Origin of the sequence: Bradyrhizobium sp. NAS96.2, assembly GCF_001908235.1 — a bacterium.
Taxonomy (GTDB): Bacteria; Pseudomonadota; Alphaproteobacteria; order Rhizobiales; family Xanthobacteraceae; genus Bradyrhizobium.
On record NZ_LGHK01000026.1, the window covers coordinates 56,602 to 83,167 of the forward strand.

27 protein-coding genes and 1 pseudogene are annotated in these 26,566 nt (G+C 64.4%); 16 read left to right on the top strand and 12 right to left on the bottom strand.

What is annotated here, in order from left to right:
* The first annotated feature begins 98 nt into the window (after positions 1-98).
* On the top strand, positions 99-1,475 hold the full coding sequence (locus AC628_RS07675; RefSeq protein WP_074126123.1) for a LysM peptidoglycan-binding domain-containing M23 family metallopeptidase: 1,377 nt from the start codon (positions 99-101) through the stop codon (positions 1,473-1,475).
* A gap of 144 nt (positions 1,476-1,619) precedes the next feature.
* Here AC628_RS07675 and AC628_RS07680 read toward each other — a convergent pair whose 3' ends face one another.
* The 3 genes from AC628_RS07680 to AC628_RS07690 form a co-directional block, all read right to left on the bottom strand.
* The gene (locus AC628_RS07680; protein WP_083632700.1) at positions 1,620-3,248 is read right to left on the bottom strand and encodes a porin; all 1,629 of its coding nucleotides are present in this window, start codon (positions 3,246-3,248) and stop codon (positions 1,620-1,622) included.
* Positions 3,249-3,599: 351 nt separating this feature from the next.
* A complete protein-coding gene (locus AC628_RS07685) occupies positions 3,600-4,055 on the bottom strand; it encodes a CxxCxxCC domain-containing protein (RefSeq protein ID WP_074126125.1) in 456 nt (151 codons plus the stop codon).
* Between the two features lie 85 nt (positions 4,056-4,140).
* Positions 4,141-5,124 (bottom strand): ATP-binding protein, encoded by a 984-nt coding sequence (locus tag AC628_RS07690; protein ID WP_074126126.1) that lies wholly within the window; start codon positions 5,122-5,124, stop codon positions 4,141-4,143.
* Between the two features lie 191 nt (positions 5,125-5,315).
* On the opposite strand from AC628_RS07690, the gene yajC reads away from it, so the two are divergent.
* From yajC to AC628_RS07715, 5 genes and pseudogenes are all read left to right on the top strand, one after another.
* The gene (gene yajC / locus AC628_RS07695; RefSeq protein WP_074126127.1) at positions 5,316-5,672 is read left to right on the top strand and encodes a preprotein translocase subunit YajC; all 357 of its coding nucleotides are present in this window, start codon (positions 5,316-5,318) and stop codon (positions 5,670-5,672) included.
* Positions 5,673-5,713: 41 nt separating this feature from the next.
* A pseudogene (gene secD / locus AC628_RS07700) lies at positions 5,714-7,319 on the top strand (protein translocase subunit SecD).
* A gap of 10 nt (positions 7,320-7,329) precedes the next feature.
* On the top strand, positions 7,330-8,358 hold the full coding sequence (gene secF, locus AC628_RS07705) for a protein translocase subunit SecF (RefSeq protein ID WP_074126128.1): 1,029 nt from the start codon (positions 7,330-7,332) through the stop codon (positions 8,356-8,358).
* A gap of 5 nt (positions 8,359-8,363) precedes the next feature.
* The gene (locus AC628_RS07710; protein ID WP_074126129.1) at positions 8,364-8,747 is read left to right on the top strand and encodes an Mth938-like domain-containing protein; all 384 of its coding nucleotides are present in this window, start codon (positions 8,364-8,366) and stop codon (positions 8,745-8,747) included.
* Positions 8,744-9,607, top strand: coding sequence for a phytoene/squalene synthase family protein (locus AC628_RS07715; RefSeq protein ID WP_074126130.1), 864 nt, complete (start codon positions 8,744-8,746; stop codon positions 9,605-9,607). Before AC628_RS07710 ends, AC628_RS07715 begins: the two co-directional genes overlap by 4 nt.
* Here the strand turns inward: AC628_RS07715 and AC628_RS07720 are convergent.
* The 4 genes from AC628_RS07720 to AC628_RS07735 form a co-directional block, all read right to left on the bottom strand.
* Positions 9,604-9,888 (bottom strand): DUF1488 family protein, encoded by a 285-nt coding sequence (locus AC628_RS07720; protein WP_074126131.1) that lies wholly within the window; start codon positions 9,886-9,888, stop codon positions 9,604-9,606. The two genes, AC628_RS07715 and AC628_RS07720, sit on opposite strands and share 4 nt — an antisense overlap.
* Positions 9,889-9,982: 94 nt before the next feature.
* On the bottom strand, positions 9,983-11,086 hold the full coding sequence (locus tag AC628_RS07725) for a serine/threonine protein kinase (RefSeq protein WP_074126132.1): 1,104 nt from the start codon (positions 11,084-11,086) through the stop codon (positions 9,983-9,985).
* Between the two features lie 5 nt (positions 11,087-11,091).
* Entirely contained in the window at positions 11,092-12,525 is a 1,434-nt protein-coding gene (gene trmFO, locus AC628_RS07730; RefSeq protein WP_074126133.1) for a methylenetetrahydrofolate--tRNA-(uracil(54)-C(5))-methyltransferase (FADH(2)-oxidizing) TrmFO, read from the bottom strand.
* A 214-nt stretch (positions 12,526-12,739) separates the two neighbouring features.
* Complete coding sequence (locus AC628_RS07735; protein WP_016846063.1) at positions 12,740-12,892, bottom strand: DUF1127 domain-containing protein; 153 nt, start codon at positions 12,890-12,892, stop codon at positions 12,740-12,742.
* Between the two features lie 732 nt (positions 12,893-13,624).
* On the opposite strand from AC628_RS07735, the gene AC628_RS07740 reads away from it, so the two are divergent.
* Positions 13,625-13,909 carry a hypothetical protein gene (locus AC628_RS07740; protein ID WP_074126134.1) on the top strand — a complete coding sequence of 95 codons (285 nt, stop codon included), beginning with the start codon at positions 13,625-13,627 and terminating at the stop codon, positions 13,907-13,909.
* A gap of 83 nt (positions 13,910-13,992) precedes the next feature.
* Here AC628_RS07740 and AC628_RS07745 read toward each other — a convergent pair whose 3' ends face one another.
* Complete coding sequence (locus AC628_RS07745) at positions 13,993-14,991, bottom strand: AraC family transcriptional regulator (RefSeq protein ID WP_074126150.1); 999 nt, start codon at positions 14,989-14,991, stop codon at positions 13,993-13,995.
* A gap of 339 nt (positions 14,992-15,330) precedes the next feature.
* Between AC628_RS07745 and AC628_RS07750 the strand changes: the two genes are divergently transcribed.
* Positions 15,331-15,936, top strand: coding sequence for a DUF3574 domain-containing protein (locus AC628_RS07750; RefSeq protein ID WP_210190173.1), 606 nt, complete (start codon positions 15,331-15,333; stop codon positions 15,934-15,936).
* A gap of 100 nt (positions 15,937-16,036) precedes the next feature.
* On the opposite strand, the gene AC628_RS07755 is transcribed toward AC628_RS07750, so the two are convergent.
* On the bottom strand, positions 16,037-16,804 hold the full coding sequence (locus tag AC628_RS07755; RefSeq protein WP_502689547.1) for a lytic murein transglycosylase: 768 nt from the start codon (positions 16,802-16,804) through the stop codon (positions 16,037-16,039).
* Positions 16,805-17,084: 280 nt separating this feature from the next.
* On the bottom strand, positions 17,085-17,996 hold the full coding sequence (locus AC628_RS07760) for a DUF2189 domain-containing protein (RefSeq protein ID WP_074126136.1): 912 nt from the start codon (positions 17,994-17,996) through the stop codon (positions 17,085-17,087).
* 288 nt (positions 17,997-18,284) lie between these two features.
* Here AC628_RS07760 and AC628_RS07765 point away from each other — a divergent pair, with 288 nt between their 5' ends.
* Together AC628_RS07765 and AC628_RS07770 are read left to right on the top strand one after the other, a co-directional pair.
* Complete coding sequence (locus AC628_RS07765) at positions 18,285-18,698, top strand: DUF3597 domain-containing protein (RefSeq protein WP_074126137.1); 414 nt, start codon at positions 18,285-18,287, stop codon at positions 18,696-18,698.
* Positions 18,699-18,800: 102 nt separating this feature from the next.
* Complete coding sequence (locus AC628_RS07770; RefSeq protein ID WP_074126138.1) at positions 18,801-19,592, top strand: fumarylacetoacetate hydrolase family protein; 792 nt, start codon at positions 18,801-18,803, stop codon at positions 19,590-19,592.
* Positions 19,593-19,603: 11 nt separating this feature from the next.
* On the opposite strand, the gene AC628_RS07775 is transcribed toward AC628_RS07770, so the two are convergent.
* Positions 19,604-19,876 (bottom strand): GNAT family N-acetyltransferase, encoded by a 273-nt coding sequence (locus tag AC628_RS07775; RefSeq protein WP_074126139.1) that lies wholly within the window; start codon positions 19,874-19,876, stop codon positions 19,604-19,606.
* Between the two features lie 101 nt (positions 19,877-19,977).
* Between AC628_RS07775 and AC628_RS07780 the strand changes: the two genes are divergently transcribed.
* From AC628_RS07780 to AC628_RS07795, 4 genes are all read left to right on the top strand, one after another.
* Positions 19,978-20,922 (top strand): tetratricopeptide repeat protein, encoded by a 945-nt coding sequence (locus tag AC628_RS07780; RefSeq protein WP_074126140.1) that lies wholly within the window; start codon positions 19,978-19,980, stop codon positions 20,920-20,922.
* Positions 20,923-21,104: 182 nt separating this feature from the next.
* Positions 21,105-21,506 carry an SPW repeat protein gene (locus AC628_RS07785; RefSeq protein ID WP_074126141.1) on the top strand — a complete coding sequence of 134 codons (402 nt, stop codon included), beginning with the start codon at positions 21,105-21,107 and terminating at the stop codon, positions 21,504-21,506.
* A 211-nt stretch (positions 21,507-21,717) separates the two neighbouring features.
* Complete coding sequence (locus AC628_RS07790; protein ID WP_074126142.1) at positions 21,718-23,376, top strand: acyl-CoA synthetase; 1,659 nt, start codon at positions 21,718-21,720, stop codon at positions 23,374-23,376.
* Between the two features lie 4 nt (positions 23,377-23,380).
* A complete protein-coding gene (locus AC628_RS07795; RefSeq protein WP_074126143.1) occupies positions 23,381-24,256 on the top strand; it encodes a PCC domain-containing protein in 876 nt (291 codons plus the stop codon).
* A 242-nt stretch (positions 24,257-24,498) separates the two neighbouring features.
* Here AC628_RS07795 and AC628_RS07800 read toward each other — a convergent pair whose 3' ends face one another.
* Positions 24,499-24,822, bottom strand: coding sequence for a hypothetical protein (locus AC628_RS07800; protein ID WP_074126144.1), 324 nt, complete (start codon positions 24,820-24,822; stop codon positions 24,499-24,501).
* A gap of 85 nt (positions 24,823-24,907) precedes the next feature.
* On the opposite strand from AC628_RS07800, the gene AC628_RS07805 reads away from it, so the two are divergent.
* Both AC628_RS07805 and AC628_RS07810 read left to right on the top strand, forming a co-directional pair.
* Positions 24,908-25,672, top strand: a complete 765-nt coding sequence (locus AC628_RS07805) for an AAA family ATPase (RefSeq protein ID WP_074126145.1) — start codon at positions 24,908-24,910, stop codon at positions 25,670-25,672.
* A 138-nt stretch (positions 25,673-25,810) separates the two neighbouring features.
* Positions 25,811-26,350, top strand: coding sequence for an SRPBCC family protein (locus tag AC628_RS07810; protein ID WP_074126146.1), 540 nt, complete (start codon positions 25,811-25,813; stop codon positions 26,348-26,350).
* Positions 26,351-26,566 lie beyond the last annotated feature (216 nt).

Sequence of the window (26,566 nt, forward strand, 5' to 3'; positions counted from 1 at the left end):
GCTGCTTGGCACCAACGCCTTATTCGCAGGGTTAAGCGGTTATTTACTCGCGACGTGTTTACTCAAAACAGTCTTTTGTTGCGTACGAGTGAGTAACCATGTCTGGGGTTGTTGAGTTGCTTCGCTCGCGTCGCGTGCCGCAGGTTGCGGTGCTGACGCTGATGTCCATGGCTTTTGCCGGTTGCAGCGCCGACATGTCGTCGCGCTTCTCGCAAAACTCCTACTCGCAAAATCCGTTTGCGTTCGATCCGCAGCCGACCGGCACCGTGCAGGCGCCGCCGCCGCGCGAGCTGCCGCAATACGCGCGGCCGCGAACTCAACCGCAGTATTCGCAGTATCAGTCGCAGCCATTGCCGCCGCCGGTTGCGGCGCCGCAGTCCTATCCGGTCGCCAATGCCGGCGTCTCCGGAGGCGGGCGCGGGATGTCGTCCTACACCCCGCCGCCTGTGCGCCCGCAGATCGAAGCCACCGGCAGCGTGCCGCATTCGGTCGCCGCCGCGCATGCTTCGCATAGCGGCACCACCATCATCGTCGGCACCAGCGACACGTTGGAAGTGCTGGCGCGCCGCTACAACGTGTCGACCGCCGAGATCCTGCGCGCCAACGGCTACAAGGGGCCGCGCGCGCTGTCGCCCGGCCAGCAGCTGATCATTCCGCATCCGGGAGCAGTGGCCGCGGCACCTGCAATGGCCGCACCGGCCACGCGGCCCGTTGCCGTGGCGGCCGCGGCCGCCGGCGTCCACTTTGTCAATCGCGGCGACACGCTGCACAGCATCGCGCGCCAGCATCACATCCCGGTGGCCGAGCTCGCGCGTGCCAACAATCTCGACCAGTCGGCCCGGCTGAGCCTCGGCATGAAGCTCGTGGTGCCCGGCGCCAAGACGGCGATGGCAGCTCCCGCGCCGGTTGCGCAGCCTGTTACCGCCACACCGGTCGCTGTCGCCCCGGCACCGGCCATGGCGGCTCCGAAGGTCGTCGCCACGGCGCTGCCGCAGCAGAGCGCGCGGCTGGTTCAGCCGACCGCTACTGTCGAACAACCGGCCGCTGCCGCAGAGACGCCCGTCGTCACCAAGTCGAGCGAAGCCACCGGCGCATTGCCGACGTTCCGCTGGCCGGTGCGCGGCAAGGTCATCACCGCCTACGGCTCGAAGACCAACGGCAAGGTCAATGACGGCATCAACGTCGCGGTGCCCGAAGGCACGCCGGTGAAGGCCGCCGAAGACGGCGTCGTCGCCTATTCGGGCAATGAGCTGAAGGGTTACGGCAATCTCGTGCTGGTGCGCCATTCCAACGGCTACGTCACGGCCTATGCCCATGCGAGCGAAATCCTGGTGAAGCGCGGGGATACCATCAAGCGCGGCCAGGTGATCGCCAAGTCGGGCCAGACTGGCGAAGCAGGCTCGCCGCAGCTCCACTTCGAAATTCGCAAGGGATCGTCTCCGGTCGATCCGCTCCAGTTCCTCAACGGCGCATAAGTTGCGCGCCGGGACTTCCAAGGGACTTCCAAGTCTCACAACAAAGACAACGGGGGAGGCGCAAGCCTCCCCCGTTTTGTTTTGGAGCATGATCCTGGAAAAGTGGAAGCCGGTTTTCCGCAAGGATCATGCTCAAACAAAAATTTAGAAGTCGAAGGTCATGCCGGTCGTGATGGCTTTGGCCTTGTTGCCGGCAACCACGTTGTTGTTGGCATCACGTCCGCAGATGGCATAGCCGTGGCCACTTGCACCGAGGCAGTAGTGTGCGCCGGGACCGTTCCGTAGATAACTGCCGACGAGATACCAGGTCGCGAACGGGCTGAAGTGATACTTCACGCCAGCCGCATATTGATCGGCGCTGCTGTCTACCGAGTTCAGTGCGAAATCGGCCGAGCCCGCCGGCGGCGTGACGGTGTAGGTATTGAAGATGCCGGTCCCGGGCGAGCCCGGCGAGGCATTGGCGTGAGCCCAGGACGCGCTGACGTCCCAGGCGCCGACCGATTGCGTGGCGCTGATGAAGTAGCCGTCACGCGACCGCTCGTTGAAGTCGGCAACGGTGTGCTCGCGGCGCATGATCTCATAGATGCCGTAGAGCTGCAGTTTGCCGATGCCGTCGTTGAAGCCATAGCCAGCGCCGAGCTTCGCGGCCCATTCGTTGGCGATGCCGACGGCTCCTGGCGGTACGATCAACACGCCGCCGTTGCTGAGCGGTGTCACCGCCTCGTCGCCGGTGCGGTTGGTGCCCTCATGCATCTCATAGGCTGCAACCGCGGTGAACGGACCCTTGTTGTAGGTGAGTGCCGCGCTGTAGAGGTTGCCGTACGAGCCGTCGGTGCAGCCTTCAGGCGCCGAGGTCAGCGGGAAGCCGCTGCCGCTGCCGCGGGAGGACGTGGCGGGACAGTTGAAGTCGCCGAGTGCGAAATCGCTGTTGTCACGCGCCGTGTTCTGTCCGGGCGAGGCCATCAAGGTCGCCTGGAAGCCGTTCCAGATCGGCGACTCGTACCAGACCGCGTGCCCTGCGCGCCAATCGAACTCGGCGCGCAGGTCGCCGCCGGTGTTGCCCATGATCGAATTGTAGTCGCCAAGCGTGGCCGAGAACGGATCGAACTTGGCAGTTGATTTCTTGTACGGCGTATCGGACTTGCCGGCCTTGATCGCGCCCCACGGCGTTTCCATTCCGATGAAGCTGTCGCGCGTGCCGAGCGCGGCGCGCTCGGTCGGCGTTGCGGCGACCTCGACCAGCGATTCGAACTGTGCCACGGCGGCCCATCCGGCGAAGCCATACGGCTCGAGATTGTGCCGGGCACGAACGCCGAAATAGGTGAGGTTGCTTGAAACGCCGAACTTGTTGCCCTGATCGAACACGCCGGCGTTGAAGAAGTCGCCGGAGAGATCGACGTGGCCGTAAAGCGTGACGGTGGTGTTGTCGACGAAGGCGTTGGTGCCTGTCGCCTTGGTGTAGAGCGGCGCGCCGCCGATGCTGACGACAGCATGTTCGGGCGGTGGTGGCGTCGGGGAGGGCGCAACGGCCGCGTGCTGGACCGGATTGCCCTTCGGCGTCGTGGCTGCCGCTGCGGGCGGAGCCGGATGGCTCGCGATGTGGTTGACGCGATCCCTGAGCTGGGCGTTCTCCTTGGCGAGTTTCGCATTGTTTCGTTCGAGTGCATCCAGACGCGCCATGACGTCGTCGAGTGTTGCCGCGTGTATCGGGCCTTGCGTCAGCGCCAGGCACATCGCTGCGGATGCTGTGCCTGCGAGAAGTCTCTTCTTCATTCATTCCCCCATCTGCTGATCGCCTCAGCGGGGTGCTGAGGCTGCAAACGGGTGGAAATGTTAAGGTATACCAGATGCCAGATACATGGGAACTGAGCGCCCCGCGGCGATAAACGCGTCGTGTGACATAAAGGGTACGATAGTACTGTTGCAGTGCATCAATTTGTCGCACCGTGGGCTTTGGAATAAAATTTGACTTACCTGCTTCAGGTTGAGGTCATTGATGTAATTGCTGTTTGCGAACTGTGTCAGTGTTGCTGACAAGTTGCTATTGCGATGCAACACCACACAGCGAAATTGGGATAATGCATGCCAATTCCAAGCGAGGGTGCGCTTGCGTGAGGTTTTATGTTACCTCATTGGGTCGAGGCCGCTTGATATCCGCTCGACCATCTCGCGCAGGAATTGCGGTGGCCCGTACGCGTGCCATTCGCCGTCCGACTGCAGCAGCAGGGGCCGTCGCATGTCACGGCTGAAGGCTTCGAGCCAGGCGCGCGCCTTTGCCTTCGGGCGGGCGCCGACGGCGACCGCGACGTCAACCGGGATCGTCCGCCAGACGAAGCTTGCCGGAAGGAAAATGAGATCGGATCTGTCCGGACGCATCCAGTCGGGCAGCGGGCTCGTCGGCGCCAGCCATCCGCAGACGAAATTCCGGCAGGGATCGACCGGACGCTCGGCGTAGATCGTGCATTTGCCTGCGCTGCTGAACGGGCACGGCTGCCCGGGATGGACGTCGTGGTCGCGAATCCGGATCTTCAGCCAGCCATCGCAGCAAGCGGTGCACTCGCCACAGCGTCTCGCAGTCATGCTTGGGTCAGCCGGCATGGGTCCGAGTGTACCCATGCCGCGCCGGATTCAGAAGGCCCGCGGTCCGCTGCACGCGCCGCTTGCGCTAGGCCCCGCTCAGCCGCACGCCGAGCCGGCCGGCGAGCTCCTGCGTGTACTGCCAGGCAACGCGGCCCGAGCGCGAGCCGCGGGTGGTCGACCATTCGAGCGCTTCACGTTCGAGTTCGTCCTCGGCGATCTTGATGCCGTAATGGTCGCAATAGCCTTTCACCATCGCGAGGTACTCGTCCTGGCTGCAGCGGTGGAAGCCGAGCCAGAGGCCGAAGCGATCCGACAGCGACACCTTCTCCTCGACCGCTTCGCCCGGATTGATCGCGGTCGAGCGTTCGTTCTCGATCATCTCGCGCGCCAGCAGGTGCCGCCGGTTCGAGGTGGCGTAGAGGATGACGTTGTCGGGGCGTCCCTCGATTCCGCCTTCCAGCACCGCCTTCAGCGACTTGTACGAGGCGTCGTTGCCGTCGAAGGAGAGGTCGTCGCAGAACACGATGAAGCGGAACGCGGAGCCGCGCAGCAGCTCCATCAGGCCCGGCAGGCTCTCGATGTCCTCGCGATGGATCTCGATCAGCTTCAGCCGGTCGGCCGGCTTGCGGTCGACATTGATGCTGGCGTGCACGGCCTTGACCAGCGACGACTTGCCCATGCCGCGGGCGCCCCAGAGCAGCGCATTGTTGGCGGGCAGTCCGTCGGTGAAGCGTTCGGTGTTCTCCATCAGGATATCGCGCATCCGGTCGACGCCCTTGAGCAGGCCGATCTCGACGCGGCTGACGCGCGGCACCGCGGCAAGGCGGCCGTCCGGATGCCAGACAAAGGCGTCCGCGGCGCCGAACGAGCGAGCCGGATCGGACGCCGGGGAGGCGGCTGCGAGGCGGCTCGCAATGGCCTCCAGGGCACTCGCGATCCGCTCGGCGGCAGCGCCGTCGAGCGCCGTTGCCGGGCGTTTTGTCGCGGCGTTTGCGTCACGCTTGGCGGCAGCCTTGGGGGCGGTTTTGCTGGTTGTTTTACTGGTGGTTTTTTTGGCTTTTTTCGGCATTTGTCCAGTTCCTGTCGGCGCAGCCTTATCGGGCTGGCGGCGGTCCCGCAAGCGCCCTAAATGAAGGTCCGTTAACGTTGCAATTGGGACCGCGGCCGCTATAGTCCGCGCGAATTTGTCCGGACCGCCATACCGCCCCGAAGGTCGAGGGCACTGCCGGTTCTTTCCCGTCTTATCCGAGGATCGTCCGAATGCTGATTACTCCTGCGTTTGCTCAGGCTGGAGCAAGTGGTGACACCAACAGCATGTTGATGTCGCTGCTGCCATTCGTGCTGATCTTCGTCATTATGTACTTCCTGATTCTGCGCCCGCAGCAGAAGAAGGTGCGCGATCATGCGGACCTCGTGAAGAACATCCGCCGCGGCGACACCGTGGTGACCTCGGGCGGCCTCGTCGGCAAGGTGACCAAGGTGGTCGACGACGACCAGATCGAGTTCGAGATTTCGGACGGCGTCCGCGTGCGGCAGATGCGCCAGATGATTTCGGGCGTGCGGACCAAGGGTGAGCCGGCGAAGGGCGACGCCAAGGACGAGGCATCCGCGAGCTGATTGCCGCGGAAGCCTTTTGCCGAATCTGACAGGTCAATTCGATGTTGTATTTCACGCGGTGGCGAGCGCTGGGGATTATCCTGACAGCGCTGGTGGTCTGCCTGTGCGCCGTGCCCAATTTCTTCCCCGAAGCGCAGGTCAAGACTTGGCCGGCCTGGGCACAGCGGCGCCTCGTGCTCGGCCTCGATCTGCAGGGCGGCTCGTATCTGCTGCTCGAGGTCGACGCCAACTACGTGAAGAAGGATAAACTCGAACAGGTGCGTGATGATGCGCGAAAGGCGCTGCGTGACGCCAAGATCCAGTTCACGGGGGGGCGTGCAGATCCGCAACGACGGCGTCGAGGCGCGGATCGCGAAGGAGGCCGATGTTCCGGCGGCGATGACCAAGCTTCGCGAGGTGGCGCAGCCGATCGGCGGCCTGCTCGGCTCAAGTGGCCAGCGCGATGTCGACGTGACCGATGCCGGTGGCGGCTTGATCCGCCTGACCGTGTCGCAGCCCGCGATGATCGAGCGGATGCGCAAGACCATCGAGCAGTCGATCCAGATCGTCGAGCGCCGCGTCAACGAGCTCGGCACCGTCGAGCCGCTGATCCAGCGTCAGGGCACCGACCGCATCCTGGTGCAGGTGCCGGGGCTGCAGGACCCGACCCGTCTGAAGGAGCTGCTCGGCAAGACCGCGAAGATGGAATTCCGCATGGTCGACACCTCGGTGTCGGCCGATCAGGCCCAGCAGGGCCGGGTGCCGCCCGACTCCGAACTGTTGATGAGCGCGTCGCCGCCGCCGGTTCCGTATGTCGTCAAGAAGCAGGTCCTGGTGTCCGGAGGCGAGCTCTCCGATGCCCAGCCAGGCTTTGACCAGCGCACTGGCGAGGCGATCGTCAGCTTCAAGTTCAACACGTCGGGAGCGCGCAAATTCGCACAGGCGACCGCCGACAATGTCGGCCAGCCGTTTGCGATCGTGCTCGACAACAAGGTGATCTCGGCACCGGTGATCCGCGAGCCGATCACCGGCGGACAGGGCCAGATCTCCGGCAGCTTCACCGTGCAGTCGGCCAATGATCTGGCGATCCTGATGCGCGCCGGCGCGCTGCCGGCGCCGCTGACCGTGGTCGAGGAGCGCACCGTCGGTCCCGGCCTCGGGCAGGACTCGATCGAGAAGGGCGAGCTTGCCGCCTATGTCGGCTCGATCCTGGTCATCGTGTTCATGCTGATCACCTATCGGCTGTTCGGCGTGTTCGCCAACATTGCGGTGGCCATCAACGTCGCCATGATCTTCGGGCTGCTGTCGCTGCTCAACGCCACGCTGACCTTGCCCGGCATCGCCGGCATCGTGCTGACCGTCGGCATCGCGGTCGACTCCAACGTGCTGATCTATGAGCGCATCCGTGAGGAATTGCGCGGCGGCCGCAACGCGATCTCGGCGATCGACGCCGGCTTCAAGCGGGCGCTGGCGACCATCCTCGACTCCAATATCACCACCTTCATCGCCGCCGCCGTGCTGTTCTATATCGGCACCGGGCCGGTTCGCGGCTTTGCCGTGACGCTCGGCATCGGCATCATCACCACGGTGTTCACCGCCTTTACCCTGACGCGCCTAATCGTCGCGACATGGGTGCGGTGGAAGCGGCCGCAAACCGTGCCGATCTGAGAGGCCTCTCGTGACCCATACCGTTCTCATTGGCCTTGGCATCCTGATCGCCGTGCTGACCGTGGTCGCGGCGCTCGGCCTGCTGCCGTCGCTGCGCATCGTCCCCGACAACACGCATTTCGACTTCACGCGCTTCCGCCGCATCAGCTTCCCGATCTCGGCGCTGCTTTCGATCCTCGCCATCACGCTGTTCTTCACCCACGGCCTGAATTTCGGCATCGACTTCAAGGGCGGCACGCTGCTCGAGGTGCGGTCCAAATCCGGTACGGCCGACATTGCCGCAATGCGCACGACCCTGAACGGCCTTGGCCTCGGCGAGGTGCAGCTGCAGCAGTTCGGAGGTCCGGCCGAAGTCCTGATCCGCGTCGCCGAGCAGCCCGGCGGTGACAAGGCGCAACAGGATGCGGTCACGAAAGTGCGCGGCGCGCTCGGCGAATCCGTCGATTACCGCCGCGTCGAAGTGGTGGGACCGCGCGTCTCCGGCGAGCTGCTTGCCTACGGCATGATCGGCCTGATGTTCGCGATTATCGGCATCCTGATCTATCTCTGGTTCCGGTTCGAGTGGCAGTTCGCGCTCGGCGCCATGATCGCCAACGTCCACGACATCGTGCTCACGATCGGCTTCATGTCGATCACCCAGGTCGATTTCGACCTCACCAGCATCGCGGCGCTGCTGACGATTCTCGGCTACTCGCTCAACGACACCGTCGTCATTTACGACCGTATCCGCGAGATGCTGCGGCGCTACAAAAAGATGCCGATGCCGCAGTTGCTGAACGAATCGATCAACTCGACGCTGTCGCGTTCGATCATCACCCACGTCACCGTGACGCTGGCGCTGCTCGCGCTGCTGCTGTTCGGCGGCCAGGCGATCCACAGCTTCACCGCCGTGATGATGTTCGGCGTCGTGCTGGTCGGCACCTACACCTCGATCTTCATCGCCGCACCGATCCTGATCTATCTCGGCGTCCACACCACGCGGGGTGAGGCGCAGGACGCGCCGGCCAAGAAGTCGGACGCGGCAGCAGCCAAGAAGTAGCCGACATGAGCAACCCCTCGGACGCTCCCCATCTTCCGAGGTCGGCGCCGATCGAGGCCTACGGCAAGGGCGGTTTCGCGTTTGCCGATATGTCGCACCGCGGTTCGCTGCTGTGCCTGCCGGACTCGATCTGGGCCTGGCCGGTCACGAAGCCGCAGGAGATCGACGAATATTCGCTGCAAAAGGTGTTCGCGGCCGCCAATGCGATCGACACGCTGATCGTCGGCACCGGCACCGAGGTCTGGGTGCCGCCAAAGGGCCTGCGCGAAGCCTTGCGTGCGGTCCGCGTGGTACTCGACCCGATGCAGACGGGCCCTGCGATCCGCACCTACAACATCATGCTGGGTGAGCGGCGCCGGGTCGCGGCGGCGCTGATCGCGGTGCCATGAGCGCGGTGGAGGCGCCGAGCGACGGCGCAGCCTTCTGCGCCGATCTGGTGCGGAGCCATGACTTCGTGCGCTACGCATCGACCTTGTTCCTGCCGGGTCCGGAGCGCCGGGCGCTGCTCGCGATCTATGCCTTCAACATCGAGGTCTCGCGCGTGCACGAGCAGGTCAGCCAGCCGCTGCCCGGCGAGATGCGGCTACAATGGTGGACCGACATGCTGGCAGGCGCCGGGCACGGCGGCGTCGAGGGTAATCCGGTCGCGGCCGAGCTGCTCTACGCGATCCGCAATCACCGCCTGCCGGTCTCGCCGTTCTCACAGCTGGTCGAGGAGCACCAGTTCGATCTCTACAACGACCCGATGCCGTCGCTGGCCGCGCTCGAAGGTTATCTCGACGCCACGGCCTCAGTGCTGTTCTCGCAGGCCACGCGCGTGGTGGCGCGGCCATCGGAGGCGATCGATCACCTTGCCCGCCATGCCGGTCTTGCCCAGGGCATGGCGCAGGTCATTGCAGCGCTGGGCCGCGACGCATCGCGGCAGCAGCTGTTTCTGCCGTTGCAGCTGCTGCAGCAGCACGGCAGCAGCAAGGAGGAGGTGTTTGCCGGCAAGCCGACGCCGAACATCCGCGCTGCGATCGATCAGCTTGCGGACGAGGCCCAGGGCCATCTCAAGACCGCATTCGGGCTGCTTGCCGATGTGCCATCCGGCGTGCGGCCGATCTTCCTGCCGCTCGCTCACGTCAGGCGCGAGCTGAGCCGGGCGAGGAGAGCCGATAACGATCCGTTCCTGCCGAAGCCGGTCTCGCGCCTGCGCACGCTGTGGACCTTGTGGCGAGCCGCGCGCACCGAAGAGTTCGGCCGCTAGCTCGGTTCCTTCGAGATGTGCTTGGTGAAGATCCGGACCGTTACGCCCTTCACCATCGGGCCGCTGTCATAAATGTCGGATGCAATCTGTTCGACCGCGTCGCGCAACGCGACGAATTGCGCCTGCCGCGCCATGCTCGCTGTTCCACGCGTGCCGGCCAGTTCGTCCATTGCGGCGTCGCTGATCTGGCATTCAACTTCCTGGTCGCCGTGCATCATGGTGAATCCGAACGCCAATCGTTCGGAATCATATCCCCCGATACGGCCACGGGTGAGTGGCATTAAACTTGTCCCTTGAGCGCGCTAGCCCACGCAAAGAGTGGGGCTTCGCGCCGCGTTTGTCGAGGGGCCACGCGCACGGCAAGATGCGCGCAAATTAGCCGGCGGGCCGATCCATCTCCGCTACCTCGAAATTGAATCGATCGCGCAGATTCTTGCGTTGCTCGAGGATGTCCTTGAGGAACTCGCGATCGGCGTCGCTGCGCATCATCGGCTCGATCAGGTCGATCTGATTCATCGCGACGAGCTGGAGGATTTCGGTGCGCGGCTTGCCGGCCGCATCGCGCGGCAATGCGTGCACGATCTGGATGTGCTCGGGCGGCTTGACGCCCTTGGCCGCGGCAAGCTCGCTGCGCAGCGTTTTTTCCAGCGCCGACTGATCCGCCTCGACGAAGGCGTAGAGACCGACGCCGACGCGTCGGTCGGCAAAGGCGACGATCGCGGTATCGCGCACGTCAGGATTCCTGCGGATCAAATCGACCAGCACGGGCGCGTCGTTGACCAGCCGCCGGCCGCCGCCTTCGCGGTCGGTGAAATTGAAGATGCCGCGCGTGATCGCCTGATAGACCTTCTTGCCGGTTTTCAGCCAGATGCTGGCGGCCGCGGACTTCTTCGCAAGCACCTTGCGTTCCATCGGCGTCAACGCCTCCGGCGCGTAGCTGCGCTTGTGCTTCAAGAGATGCCGCAGATCCTCATAGGCTGCGATGCGGAACAGCCGGCTTCGGGTCTTGAAGCAGGCGGCGAGCTGGAAGTCGGTGAGATAAGCGCGGCCGTCGCGGCCGACAAGCCAGTTCTGCTCCTTGGCGAGGTCGTTGTGACAGATGCCGGCGCGATGCAGCTTGCGCAATGCGGCCTTGGCGGAACGGAAATACGCGACGTCGCCATGCGGCTTCGCCAGATGCAGCGCCGCGCCGTCGATGAAGCCGCGCACCAGCGCGCGCCGGCCGGCCCACAACAGCTTGGGCCCAACGTCGAGGTCGCGCGCCAGGGTCAGCGCGCGGCGTTCGCGCGAGAACAGATGCAGCGCCACGGCGAACGACCAGAACGGCACCTGATCGAGCCGGCGCAGCACGCCCTCGACTTCGCCGTCATCGGCGCGGAAGCGGCCGCGCTCGACGGTCGAGAACACGTCGCGCTTGAGCAGCACACCCTGGCTCCATCGCGCCGACAGGGTGGCGTCGTCGTCTTTCGGCAAGCTCATGGCTGTCAGGCCGCTGCCGCAACGCGCAGGTGCTCTGCGATCCAGTGATCGAGATCGGCGAGCGCCCGCGCGCTGATCGCCTGCTTCTTGGCGACGGTCTTCTCGTTGCCGCGCAGCCGTGAGCCGTCCGGCTTCTTGGTCGGTGCACTGGCCAGCGGCGGGAACAGACCGAAATTGATATTCATCGGCTGGAACGAGCGTGAACCGGCGTCGATGGTTTCGATATGGCCGCCGGTGATGTGGCCGAGCAGCGCGCCGAGCGCGGTGGTGGCAGGCGGTGGCGTCAGCGCGGCGCCGCGCATGTCGGCGGCGGCGCACAGGCCGGCAATCAGGCCGACGCTGGCCGACTCGACATAACCCTCGCAGCCCGTCATCTGCCCGGCGAAGCGCAGCCGCGGCTGTGCGCGCAGGCGCAGCTGACCATCGAGCAGTTTTGGCGAATTCAGGAAGGTGTTGCGATGCAGGCCGCCGAGGCGGGCGAACTCCGCATTCTCGAGGCCCGGGATGGTGCGGAACACGCGCTGCTGCGCGCCGTGCTTCAGCTTGGTCTGGAAGCCGACGATGTTGTAGAGCGTGCCGAGCTTGTTGTCCTGCCGCAGCTGGACGATCGCATATGGCTTCACCGTCGGATCGTGCGGATTGGTCAATCCGACCGGCTTCATCGGTCCGTGGCGCAGCGTCTCGTGACCGCGCTCGGCCATCACCTCGACCGGAAGGCAGCCGTCGAAATACGGCGTGTTGGTCTCCCAATCCTTGAAGTCGACCTTCTCACCGCCGAGCAGCGCCGTGACGAAGGCGTCATATTGCTCCCTGGTCATCGGGCAGTTGATGTAGTCGGCGCCGGTGCCGCCGGGACCGACCTTGTCGTAGCGCGACTGAAACCAGGCCACCGACATGTCGATGGAATCCTTGTGCACGATCGGCGCGATCGCATCGAAGAAGGCCAGCGCGTTCTCGTCGGTCAGCTGCCTGATGGCGTCGGCGAGTGGTGCCGAGGTGAGGGGACCGGTTGCGACGATGACGTTGCTCCAGTCGGCCGGCGGCAGGCCTGCGACTTCCTCGCGGCTGATCTCGATCAGCGGATGCTCGTTGAGCGCCTTGGTGACGGCGGCGGAAAAGCCGTCGCGGTCGACGGCGAGCGCGCCGCCGGCGGGCACCTGGTTGGCATCGGCCGAGCGCATGATGAGGGAGCCCAGCCGCCGCATCTCGGCGTGCAGCAGCCCGACGGCGTTGTTGGCCGCGTCGTCCGAGCGGAACGAGTTCGAGCAGACCAGTTCGGCGCAGCCGTCGGTCCGGTGCGCCTCGGTCATCCGTTGCGGGCGCATTTCGTGCAGGACGGCGCGGACGCCGGAATTGGCGACCTGCCAGGCGGCTTCCGAGCCGGCGAGCCCCGCGCCCACGATGTGCACAGGTTGGGAAGAGGATTGATGCGGTGTCATCGCGCAGCGTTAGCGCGTTTCGTGACCATATGCATCTGAAACTGCGCCGGAAGCGTTCCAAGCGAAGTGGATACCGGTTCGCGTGAAGAAACGCGTCAAACCAAGGGGATCAGAGCCTGTCCGTTCCGATGCCATCGGAACGGACTGGCTCTGAAAACGAGAACGCCCGCTGTGGAAGCGGGCGTTATCCGTTCATCAGATGGCTTGCGGCCGATTAGCCGTTGTAGGTACCGGCGGCAACGCGCGGAATGTCCGAGCGATCGAGGCCGATATCGGCCAGTTCGCGATCGCTGAGCTGGGACAGTTCGCTGACATTGCGCTGATAATCCCGGAAAGCCTGGATCATGCGGATGAGCGAGAGCAACATGGTAGTCTCCTAGTAGTTCAGATTCAGCTTTTCCAAAGCCTCATCGTTGAAGTGAATATAGATGATATAGTGCAGTGCGGTAGTTCCAATGTTGCGATGCAGCTAAGCTAAAAACGCATGGCGGAGGTAAGTTCCGGTTAACCGTTTGCGGCATCAAGAACGATGCCGAGGGCGGAAGTTCCGTCGGTATCGCCGCTCTCGATAAAATCTTCTATAGATCAGTGAGTTGATAGAATTCCGCTGGCCTTTACCGCGTTAAATATGTGGTAATTACAGACCGCGCGATCAAGCTGAAATGGCGTTGTGAGTGAATGATCACGTCGATGTGTCCCATGCGTGATTCGCATGCAATATCTTGCCGTTAGAAGTGATTATAAGTTCATTATATGATGGCGCGGACGCTCGACGGACGTAGCGTCAATCGGCCGCATTGACTCATGAGGTAACACGGCACTTTCCGCGGCGCGGATGTCGGCCGGGTGCAGGATGTCGCGGGGAATCGCCTGCTGCTTATCGGAAATGCGTCGACTGAAGTGAACGCCTCCAGCATCGCCAATGCGGCGCCGCTTCCTTACCGGCTTGTAATCAAAACACTATGCAACGCATGCGCGATACGCGTGCAGCGCTCATCACATTCGTATCGCGCGAAGTTCATTCTGAACGGTGCCGGGAACAGCGAATAATCATTCCGCAGATTCCGCAATCACGCAGGATTCTGTTCAAGAACAAAAGATGGAACATCCCATGATCAAGACATTGATCGCAGCAACCACCATGGCTGCCGTCGTTTACGCTGTTGCCCCGGCTCAGGCCGCTCATCGCCATCACATGGGCGTCGGCTGCAGCGGCGCCAATTTCGGCAAGACTGAAGCGGCCGTCGAAGCTATGGCTGACAATGAGGTCAAATTCGCGGCGGAGAAGGAAGTCTCGCTCGCCCAGGACGCGATGCTGAACAACAAGTGGGGCGCATGCGGCGAACACCTCGGCAAGGCCGCTGAAGCCAGCATGGCGAAGTAAGCTTTGATCATGACGACAAGGGCCGATTGCCTGGGGCAATCGGCCCTTTTTATTTGGCTGGAGCGCGATCGGTCCGGATTGAATCAGGAGCCGCTGTTCGCGATCAGCCCTCTCCGCACCGATTCACGCACGTCCGAGGGGGGCGCTCCGTATTGCCGGCGAAAGGTGCGGTTGAAATAGGACACGTCGCCGAAACCAACCTCAAAGGCGACCGCGCTCACAGGCCGATCGGCGTAGCGCGGATTGACGAGCAATCGATGGGCTCGCGCGAGACGGCGCCCAAGCACAAATTGTGAAAATGTGGTCCCGTCGCCCTCAAACATCCGTTGCACTTGGCGCGGGGTGACGCCGTGCCGCCGCGCTACAGCCGCAACCGTGAGATTGCCATGATTGAGATGGTCGATGATATCGGCCTTGATGGCACGCAGCCGCGCTGCGCGGACGCCCTGCCCATGGGCAAGAGCTGCGGCATCTCTCGTTGCGCCGAGTGCCACAGCGATCAGATCGTGCACATGCGAGGCCACGTGGTGCTGTAGCTGAGGCGTGGCAAGCGCATCGTCCTCCTGCAGCGCTCCAACATAGCTCACCAACAATTTCAGCGCTTCGGTGGAGCGCGCAATGGGCTGCATCACGGAGGAATCGACGCTGCTCACCAGCGGCGCCAGCGCCGGCCGTGGAACGTGAAGGCACAGAATCTTCGCCGGGGCGGGGCAGACCATCGCGACCGGATCCGCCGAGCTGAGCAACAACCCGTCGCCGGCGCTCCACGTGACCTCGCGTCCACGCTGCACCATCATGGCATCGTGCGAGCCCATCACCAGGACAAGCCCGTCATTGCCATCCGCCAACTGCTCGGCACCCCGCTCGTAGCGAAACGCCGACATGCTGGCTGACGTGATGGACAGCCCGGGCAGCATCCGCACGGTCACGTCCGCATGCAAGGAATGATCCGGCAGTGGCGCGAGCTCGGCCTGCAGCACCAGTCGACCGTACAGATCTCGCCATGCGGCCATACGGTCCTTCTCGGCAAAATCTTCCAGGGAAAACCGGGAAAGTGCAACGTCGTTGGCCGTCGAGGTCATCGGGAAACTCAAGCTGTCGCAACAGATGTCGCCGGAATGCCGCGTCTGGTTCACCAAGGCGACCCGGTTCGGCGGCAACAAGCCAACGCGACGCAGGGCTTCTAGCCAACGACTTGGCTCTGTCAAAGCGTCCTACGTATGTTCCATCCGCGGTTCCACGCGAGCGGCGAGTGCAGTCCGGGTGGAACGCACGTCCCACTGGCCGAACCGTATGCAGATTGAAATACCGACCCGCCAAGTCGTTTTCCTCCAATGTGTTGTCGCTCATGTCCAAGCCGGCAGGCGGACAAGTCACTAAAACCCATGGCGCAAGACTGGCTGCTCGCAGAAGGATAAGAGGTGATTTTAGCGCTACTTTTGCGTGTTGATGTCGCGCGCGGCGACGTCAGGCTTGCCATGGGCATCATCGGCGTACTGGCCGTGTTCCTCCGAATGTTACCGTTTGCCTGGATCGTATACCGGACCGCAACACCCAAGACGTCGCCAGCCGGAGCGGCAAAGCTCACAGTTCGAATTTTCATGCGCGCACTGATCCACGCCGCGGCGTGGCTTGTCCTCGTTGCGGGAAGTCAAACATCCGCCGCCGAAAGCGCAGCAACTTCGTGCCAGCTGATCAATGGCAAGTCGATGATGCAGGCCGAACTGTTGTTTGGACGTCGTATCGCCGGACATGGCAGCGTATCGGACGCCCAGTGGTCGGACTTCCTTCTGAGGGAAGTGACACCGCGCTTTCCAGATGGATTGACCCTGCTCAGGGCTTCTGGCCAGTGGCGCGACCGGGACACGGGCCGGATCACACGCGAGCAGTCCTTTGTCGTGCGCATCATCGCTGCCGAGACCCCGGAGACCCTGGCACGCTTGACGGAGATTGGCACCGCATACAGGCAGCGCTTTCACCAGCAGTCGGTTGGCCTCACGCTCTCGGTCACTTGCGCATCGTTCTGACCACTCGCTGTGACCGCGACAAGTAATCTTTGGTCAAGGCTATCAAGGCCGCTTGCCCGGGGCCGTGGCCCTTTGACGTACCTTATGGCGACGTATCATCTTATGGTGCTTTGGCGAGTTGGGTGGCGAAGTAGCCGATCGTCTTGGCGTACACCTCACTCTTATTCCACTGCTGGATGACCGCGAAATTCTCGCTGCCGGGCTCCCAGCCCTTGCCCTTCTTCCAGCCGTAGCTCTTCAGGAAGTTCGCCGTCGACGCCAGCACGTCCGGCACGTTGTGCAGGAGGTCGCGCTTGCCGTTGCCGTCAAAGTCGACCGCGAACTTGATGTAGGACGACGGCATGAACTGGGTCTGGCCGATCTCGCCGGCCCAGGCCCCGCGCATCTCCTGCGGTGCGAGATCGCCGCGCTCGACGATGCGCAACGCATCCATCAACTCGGCCTTGAACATGTCGGAGCGGCGGCAATCATAGGCCAGCGTCGCCAGCGAACGCAGGGTTGGAAACTTGCCGGTGTTGACGCCGAAATCGGTTTCCAGGCCCCAGATCGCGACCAGGATTTCGCCGGGCACGCCGTAGGCTTCCTCGATACGCGACAGCACCGAGCCGTAGCGCTTCATCATGTCGGAGCCGCGATTGAGCCGCGGCGGCACCATGCGGCCCGAGAATTGCTCGAAGGTCTGGCTGAACACCTGCTGCGAATGATCGCGCGCCAGGATCGCCTTGTCCTGCGTGACGCCATTCAGCCCGGCCTGGATCGCGTTCTGTGAAATACCCTTTGCCACTGCCTCTTTCTTGAAATCGTCGAGCCAGGACTCGAACGTGCCCGTGCCGCATTGAGCGGCGAGCGCTGACGCGGTCGAGGTCATGAGCCATGCTCCAACGGCGAGGGTGTGAAAGGACAAGCGAGAGGTCATAGGCAATTTCACTCCGGAGTCTGCGATGTCATCGATTGGTCGCGCAACGCGGCGGGTATGTTCGCGGCAACAGCGGCCAAAACAAGGCTCGTGATAGGGCTGTTCTTCTCGGGTCGCGCTGCAAATGCCACGCCAACTTCACATCCATTTGACGGTCCGGGACGACAAACCGCCGGCCGAATGTATCGGCCGGCGGTTGCTGTGAGGTTTACGAGCTCAGGTTGACCGGCGCTTATCCGCGATCGCTGCGCCGCCACGGGAATAGGTTGGCGGGGAAGTCGGCGGCGGGCTTGCGCTCGCGCGGCTCGGGGAACACCGGCCGTGCGTTCGGATCCTTGACGATGACCTCGCGATAGAGATGCCAGGTGGCGTGACCGAGCAGGGGAATCACGACGGCAAGCCCGAGGAAGAACGGGATCGTGCCGAGCACCAGCAGCACGGCGACGATCAGGCCCCAGGCCGCCATCGGCACCGGGTTCTGCGCGACGGCGCGCATCGACGTCACCATGGCTTCGCCGGCGCTGGCCTGGCGATCGAGCATCATGGGGAAGGCGACCACGCTGATGCAAAGCGCCACGAGCGCGAACAGGAAGCCGACGCTGCAGCCGACCACGATCAGCCACCAGCCTTGCGGCGTGGTGAGCACGCGCTCGGCGAAATCGGGAATGTCAGCCGCAATCGCATAACCGAACACCGCCGTGTAGATCGCCTGCGCGGTCGCAATCCAGGTCACGAACAGCGCGAACAAGATCGTTCCGACCCCGAGCATTGCGCCGAATGACGGCGAGCGGAAGACCTGAATGGCGTCCCACGCAGATGCTTCACCGCCGTCCTCGCGGCGGCGGCTCATCTCGTAGAGGCCGATCGCGGCAAACGGGCCGAGCAGGGCAAAGCCCGCGGCCAACGGAAACAGCAGGGGCAGCACGGAATAGCCGTGCACGGTGCGCGCGAGCACGATGCCGAGCACCGGATAGATCAGGCACAGGATGATGGCGTGGCTTGGCACCGCCTTGAAGTCTTCCCAGCCGAGACGCAGCGCTTGGTGCAAATCGGACAGGCCGATGGTGCGGATGACGGGCGCAGACGCGGCACCTTGTCCGCTCTGCGTCATCGATGTGACATTGCCTTGGTATGGTGTGGCCATGGTCGTTGTCTCCCTCTGGGCGGGCGCATTCTGCGCCCGGCGCGCGGGCACAAACGTACCGTCTCTCGAAGCGATCACGAGCAAGCCAGACGCGAAAGACAGAGCAGGGAACTGGCCGTGTCGCGAACTGTTGAGTGAGGCTACTCCCAAACCGCGGCAAAAGCACTCACGCTTAAGTGAATGTCGCATTGGCAAGGTATTGAGGGGGCGATACACTTGAACTGCGACCGCGGTCAGCCGGCGCGTTGCCGTGTGACCTTCACATCTCAACTCTCTTGGGAGCGAACGATGAGCATTTTCGGAAAAATCATGGGCGCTATCTTCGGCAGCAGCGCCGGCGCGGCGCCCGCCGGTGGAACGGCCACAAGCGCAGCTCCCGCCGGTGGATCCGGCAGCGCGTCGCCATCTCCTGCCGCAGTGCCTGCTGGTGCTGCGCCCGCCCAGTCCGTTGACGTCGCCCCCATCCTCGACAAGGCGGTCGCCGCCAAGGGCGAGAAGCTCGAGTGGCGCACCTCGATCGTCGACCTGATGAAGGCGCTCGACATCGACTCCAGCCTGTCGGCCCGCAAGGAGCTCGCCAAGGAGCTCGGCTACAGCGGCGACACCAACGATTCCGCCAGCATGAACATCTGGCTGCACAAGCAGGTGATGGCCAAGCTCGCGGCCAATGGCGGCGTGCTGCCTGCTGACATCAAGCACTGACGGGATCATCATCCCGCACACGGCCAGGGCCCGCGCCAGCGCGGGCCCTTTTTTATGGATCGGCGAGCATCTATAGATCGGCAAACAAGAAGGAGAACGCTCATGACTGATCTTGATCGCCGGACGATGCTTGCGACCGGCGCCCTCGCACTGGCCGGCGCCGCGACGCAATCCGCGCCGGCCCACGCCGAGGCCGCGCCGAAGGCGCTGTTTCCGGTGCCGGCCGTGACGATCCCGATCGCCGGTGCCGCCGAGGTGTTCCAGGTCCGCCGCATCTACTGCATCGGCCGCAACTATGCTGCGCACGCGATCGAGCGTGGCTCCGATCCGACGCGCGAGCCGCCGTTCTTCTTCCAGAAGCCGACCGATGCGATCCAGAATGTCGCGGTCGGCATCGTCGCCGATCATCCTTATCCGTCGCTGACCAAGAACTATCACCACGAGGTCGAACTGGTCGCGGCGCTGAAGTCCGGCGGCAGCAACATTCCCGCCGACAAGGCGCTCGAGCACGTCTATGGCTACGCGCTCGGCCTCGACATGACGCGGCGCGATCTGCAGAACGGCATGGCCGCGGAGAAGAAGCCGTGGGAGATCGGCAAGAGCTTTGACCATGCGGCGGTGCTCGGGCCGATCCATCCGGCCGACAAGACCGGCCATTTCACGCAAGGCGCGATCTCGCTCGCGGTCAACGGCACGGCGCGGCAGAGCTCGGATCTGAAGAACATGATCTGGAGCGTCGCCGAGCAGATCGCAAAGCTCTCCGAGGCGTTCGAGCTGAAGGCCGGCGACATCATCTATTCCGGTACGCCGGAGAATGTCGGCCCGGTCGTCAAGGGCGACGTGCTGCTCTGCAAGCTCGAAGGCTTGCCAGACATGTCGATCAAGATCGTCTGACCAGAACGGCGCTAGCCGGCGAGGTCCGCATATTCCGGGTGCTTGTTGAGGTAGTCCACCACGAAGCCGCAGCCGGCGATGACCTTGCGGCCGTCGGCGCGGATCAGCTCCAGCGCGCCCTTGACCAGCGCCGACGCAATGCCGCGACCGCGCAGAGCGCGCGGTGTCTCGGTATGGGTGATGATCACGGCCGCCGGCGTCCGCCGGTAATTCGCAAAGGCGAGACCGCCCTCGGTGTCGAGCTCAAAGCGGTTGTGGTCCCTGTTGTCGCGGACGGCAGCCATCGCAAAATCCTGACTTGATTCACTGGCCTTGATCTAAGCGCGTGAACCCGCCGGTGCAAAGCCGCGACCAACCCGCATATTGGCATTTGTGGATTGACGATATGCGCATTTCGGCCTGCCTGACCGCCGCATTGCTCGGCGCCGCCCTGACGCTGCCAAATCCCCCGCAAGCGGTTGCAGCCGATGATCCGAGCTGGCAGACCTGCATCGGCTCCGCGACGGCCCCGGGCGACCGCGTGACTGCCTGCACGGCCGTCATCGACGGCAAGACCCAGACCGGCAGGCATCTGGCCGGCGCCTATTGCAACCGCGGCCATGGCCTGACCGAGAAGCGCGAGTTCGATGCCGCGCTCGCCGACCTCAACGAGGCGATCAAGCTCGATCCCGCATTTGCCTGCGCCTACACCAACCGTGGCCGCGTCTACGCCTTCAAGCAGGATCTCGATCATGCCATCGCCGACTATGACGAGGCGATCCGGATCGATCCGGGTTTTGCGATGGCCTACAACAATCGCGGCGATGCCTGGCTCAACAAGGGCGATCTCGAGCGCGCGCTGGCCGATCTCAACCTCGCCATCAAGTATAGTCCGCAGCTCTCCACGGCCTATGGCAATCGCGGCTTCGTCTACTACCGCAAGCACGACGCGGCGCATGCGATCGCCGACTTCACCACCGAGATCAAGCTCGATCCCAACGTGCTCGCCTATATCAACCGCGGCAATGTCTACCGCGAGGCCGAGCAGCTCGACCGCGCCGCCGCCGACTACGGTGAGGCGACGAAGCTTGCGCCGACCGACGCGCGCGGCTGGCGCAACCGCGGCATGATCCGGCTGTTCCAGGGCGACAACAAGGGCGGGCTCGCCGACTACGACAAGGCGCTGCAATACGATCCCGCGGACGTCTATTCCTGGAACAACCGCGGCCAGGCCAAGCTGCGGCTCGGCGACAAGAGGGGCGCGGCGGCCGATTTCCGCAAGGCGCTCGAGCTGCAGCCAGATCTGAAGACCGCCAAGGAAGCGCTGGCGCGGCTCGACGGGACACGGTAACGCACATCGCCCGCAGCCGTCGGTCCTGCCGCGTTGCACACATGCCGATCGGGCCTTGCGGGCCGGCGCAATTCGATTAGGCTTGATCCGAGACATACGCCCGTGATGCGGCCCGATGGTCGTCTGGTACGGAGTGGTAAGGCCGGCCGCTGACGTATGCCCTTGTCGCAAGGAGGTTCGTCATGTCGGACAATCGTTTCTTCGGCACACACCGCCCCTGGGAGGACTGGATCGGCATGCTGCTCGGCGTGCTGATCATGGTGTCGCCCTGGTTTCCGGTGCAGGTGAGCGACGTCGTCGACGTCGAACGCAGCCATCTGGTGCTCAACAGCTTCGTGGTCGGCATGCTGGTGCTGGGCCTCGCCCAGCTCGAATATGTCGCGCTGCATCGCTGGGAGGAGGTGGCGAGCATTCTGCTCGGGCTCTGGCTGATCGCGTCGCCCAACATCTTCGGCTATTCGGAAGACCAGTCGCTGCAGCTGTGGCACATCCTGCTCGGCGCGCTGGTGGCGCTGATCGGCGCGTTGCAGCTTTGGCAGGATTGGAACCTGAGCGAGCAGGACCTGGCCAAGTATCCGCAGTAGCGGTCGGAGCCGGGCAGATCGGGCTGGCCGCCGCCGGCGCGCGGTATCATCGCGCTGCGCCCCGGCGGGCCTTGCCGAGGCGCGCTGCTTGGCGATAAACCGGGTGGTACCAACCCCTTGCGGCGCTTGAAGACGCCCGGTTCTGACCAAGGAAATACCCGATGACCGTCCTGACCATGCCCTGTCTGTTGTGCGTATCGGCGGGGCGGCAATGAGCGGGACGGCTGGAACCGCGCCGCGCGGCGGGATCGCGCGGGTGTCGCGCCGGGTGATGAACCTCGCCTACATCCTGACCCAGAACGCCCGCCGCCACGGCGATCGTCCCGGCTTCATCTGGAACGAGAAGGCCTGGTCGTGGCGCCATATCGACCAGAACGTCTCGGCGCTGGCGGCGGCGCTGGCTGCTCGCGGCATCGGCAAGGGCGACCGCATCCTGGTGCATTCCAAGAACTGCGACGAGATGTTCTGGTCGATGTTCGCGGCGTTCCGGCTCGGGGCGGTCTGGGTGCCGACCAATTTCCGCCTGATGCCGGACGAGGTGGCCTATCTGGCGGCGACCTCCGGCGCCAAGGCGTTTCTGTGCCACGCCGACTTCCCCGAGCACGCCAAGGCGGCCGCCAATCCCGCGCTGGAATTCGTCTGGCGGATCGGCGAGCAAAACAGCTTCGGCGAGCAAGGCACCTTCGGCGAGGCGACGGTCGGTGACGTTATCGCCAGGCATGCGGGCGCCACGGTCGAGAACGTTGCCGTCGACTACGACGATCCCTGCTGGTTCTTCTTCACCTCCGGCACCACAGGCCGCTCCAAGGCCGCGGTCCTGACCCACGGCCAGATGGCCTTCGTGATCACCAACCATCTCGCCGACCTGATGCCCGGCACCACCGAGGACGACGCCTCGCTGGTGGTGGCGCCGCTGTCGCATGGCGCCGGCGTGCATCAATTGGTGCAGACCGCGCGCGGCGTGCCGACCATCCTGCTGCCGTCGGAGAAGTTCGACATCGCCGAGGCGTATCGCCTGATTGCGAAGCACCGCGTCAGCAACATGTTCACGGTGCCGACCATCCTGAAGATGATGGTCGAGCATCCCGCGGCCGACCAGCACGACCATTCCTCGCTGCGCTACATCATCTATGCCGGCGCGCCGATGTATCGCGAGGACCAGAAGGCGGCGCTGAACAAGCTCGGCGGCGTGCTGGTGCAGTATTTCGGCCTCGGCGAGGTCACCGGCAACATCACCGTGCTGCCGCCCGGCCTGCACGATCCCGAGGATGGACCGCATGCGCGGATCGGCACCTGCGGCTTCGAACGCACCGGCATGCAGGTCTCGATCCAGGGCGACGACGGCCGCGAACTGAAAGCGCACGAGACCGGCGAGATCTGCGTGATCGGGCCCGGCGTATTCGCCGGCTACTACGACAATCCCGAGGCCAATGCGAAGGCGTTTCGCGACGGCTGGTTCCGGACTGGCGACCTCGGCCATATGGATGAGGAGGGCTTCGTCTACATCACCGGCCGCGCCTCCGACATGTACATCTCCGGCGGCTCCAACATCTATCCGCGCGAGATCGAGGAGAAGCTGTTGACGCATCCCGCGGTCGGCGAGGTCGCCGTGCTCGGCGTGCCCGATCCGTTCTGGGGCGAGGTCGGCGTCGCCGTCTGCGTCGCGCGCGAGGGCGCCGAGGCGGTCGCCGAGGCGGAGCTTGCGGCGTATCTCGCGCCAAGGGTGCCGCGCTACAAGATGCCAAAACGCTTCTTCTTCTGGGAAGCGCTGCCGAAGTCCGGCTACGGCAAGGTGCCGAAGCGGCTGATCCGCGACGAGCTCGAGGCGCGCGGGCTGCTCGAGGTGATCGCCAAATCGACGGACGCGTAGGGCGATGCGTAGCATCGCCCAGCCTGGCGCGCCGGTCGCGGAGCGCATCCAGTGGGTCTCCGCACGCGGCCGCGCCTTTTCATTCATGCTCGAGGCCGGCATTCCCTTGCTCGAAGCCGTGCGCCGCGGCTTTGCGGCGCAAGGCTTTTCCAGCGGCGTGCTGAGCGCGACGGGCGGTGCGCTCGGACCGTTCGCCTATGTGATGCCGTCGCTGTCGAAGGACGGCGTCAACGCCGCGTTCTACAGCGACACGTTCCGTCCCGACGGCGTGACGCGGCTCAAGCTCGCGGCGCTGACCTTCGGCGAGCGCGACGGCGCGCCGTTCTTTCATTGCCACGGCTTGTGGACCGAGGCCGACGGCCGCTTCAACGGCGGCCACATGCTGCCGGACGAGACCATCGTCGCCGAGCCGTTCGAGGTCAGTGCGTTCGGGATCGACGGCGCGACGTTCCTGGCCGAGCCCGACAGCGAGACCAATTTCAAGCTGTTCGGTCCCGTCGTCCGCGCGCCAGCGGGTGCGAAGACCACCAGCCATGCCTTCGCGTTGCGGATGCGCCCGAACCAGGATTTCGCTTGCGCGCTGGAGGGCTTCTGCCGCCACCACGGCATCCTGCGCGCGCGGCTGCATGGCGGCGTCGGTTCGACCATCGGCGCCGTCTTTGCCGACGGCCACAGCGTGGTGCCGTTCGCGACCGAGCTTGCGGTGACCGCCGGGCAGATCGCGGCCGACGAAGATGGCCTGCTGCACGCCGAGCTCGACATCGCGCTGGTCGACTATCTCGGCGGCATCGCCGAGGGACGGCTGGTGCGCGGCGACAATCCGGTGCTGATGACGATGGAGCTGGTGCTGGAGGTGCTGGAGGAGGCGGAGCGGCCGTAGCGTGTCGCCTCGATCGCGGCATTTGCTGGAGCCGATATCGCGCCGCGTCCTCCGCTGTCGTCCCGGCGAAGGCCGGGACCCATACGCCGCAGCAGATGTTGTTGACGGGACTCGTCGTTCCAGCGGTGCATAACAATCGGCATTTGTGGTTATGGGTCCCGGCTTTCGCCGGGACGACACTGAGGGTGTGGCGCCGCCTGTGAGACGGACGTCCGGATTCTTGCGACATGGTCGCCGGCCGCTCACCGCCGCTTGCGGACATGGATGTTGATGTCGAGGTCGATCGCACTCACGCAGGTCTGCTCTGTCAGATGCGAGCCGCCCTCATGCCAGCGGCCCTTCCGCAGGCTGATGTCGCTGACATGAGCAAGCCGCAGGCAGCGCCATTGCGGCAGCTTGCCGGAGCTCTCGCCGGCGAACTGCCAGGCCAGCACGACCTCTTCACCGCTCTTGTTGTGGCCGATGATGTGCGGGCACTGCTCGCGCGGCCGGCCGTCATAGAGGCAGACCACCTGTTGCTCGGTGAGGATTGCCTTGCGGAGGAGGGCGTAGGCGTTGCTGGGCATTGAGACATCGAACCATCTAGGATGATTGCTGCGGGCTCGTATCATAAACTGGGCGCCCCGCCGTTGTTTCCCCGGATCCGCGCACATGGCCAGACGAAACCGCCCGATCAACATGCCCGCGCCGTATCTGAAGCGCGTTTGGCTCGATCCCGAGCGCATTCCCGCTCGCGATGCGTACCCTTTCGTGCTGCCGCTGCTGCGCGACGAATTCGAGCTCAGCTTCGACAAGGCGATTACCATCATCGTCGGCGAGAACGGCACCGGCAAGTCGACGCTGCTGGAGGGCATCGCCGTGATGGCCGGCTATGACGATGCCGGCGGCGGCAGGGGTTATCGGCCGGTCGACCATGGCCGTGCGCTGGAGAAAATGGGCGGCTCGCTTGCGGCGGCGCTGCGTGCAAGCTGGCTGCCCAAGATCACCAACGGCTGGTTCTTCCGCGCCGAGAGCTTCTTCTCGGTCGCACGCTATCTGGACGAGGCCGCGCGAGACGCCGGCGGGCTGCCGCCCGACTTCCTGTCGCATTCCCACGGCGAGGGCTTCCTGCGCTTCTTCGAGGAGCGCTGCCAGCGGCAGGGCATCTTCATCTTCGACGAGCCGGAATCCGCGCTGTCGCCGTCGCGGCAGATCGAATTCCTCAAGCTGCTGCACCGGATGAACGGGACCGGCCACTGCCAGGTGATCATGGCCACGCATTCGCCCGTCCTGATGGCCTATCCGGACGCGACGCTGCTGCGGCTGACGAAGTACGGCCTCGAACCGGTGAGCCTGAAGGACACGGATCACTTCAAGGTCATGCGCGAGTTTTGCGACGACCCGAAGGGGTTCGTCGAGGCGGTGATCGAGGAGTAAGGGCGCCGGGAGGCTTGTCCCACGGGGAAGTTCTGACTTCGCTCTGGTGCAAGAAGCCGCTTTCCATCTGGTCCAGAATACCCACACAAAAGGTTCGGCGCGCGCCTGGCGTGGTGACCGAAAGGCGAGGAGACAAGGATGAGGCTGATGATCGCGAGGGCTGGCGTCGTGGTGGCGGCGCTGGCTGTGTTGGGAGCCGTGTGGGCGCACGGGCCGACCCGGCAGAAGGTGCGGGAATCCATCGAGATCGACGCGCCGCAGGCCAAGGTGTGGGCGGTGATCGGCAATTTCCAGGACATGAGCTGGCTCGCCGGCGTCAGCAAGACCGAGGGCGAGAAGGGCAACGAGATCGGCGCGACGCGGCGGCTGACGCTGGCACCCGGCGTCACCATCGACGAGGAGCTCTACAAATACGAGCCCGAGATGATGAGCTATTCGTACCGGATCACCGCCGTCGACGTGAAGGTGCTGCCGGTCACCAATTATTCCTCGACGCTGTCGGTGTCGCCGGCGCCCGGCGGCAAGTCGAAGCTGGAATGGGCCGGCGCGTTCTACCGCGGATTCCCGAACAACGACCCGCCGCCGGAGCTGAGCGACGAGGCCGCACTGAAGGCGGTGAGCGGGCTCTACAAGGCCGGCCTGGAAGCGCTGAAGAAGAAGATCGAGAGCGGAAGCTGAGACTGATGAGATCAAGTGCGGCCGGCTGCATCGGGACTGCGATCCCTCTCCCGCTTGCGGGGGAGGGTTAGGGTGGGGGCTCCGTCCGCGAGTCGTATCTTGGTGAGAGCCCCCACCCGGATCGCATCTGACGATGCGATCCGGCCTCCCCCGCAAGCGGGAGAGGCGAAGCGAGCTCGCGGATCGACCAGTACGGTCGCTCAACAGTTGTAAGCG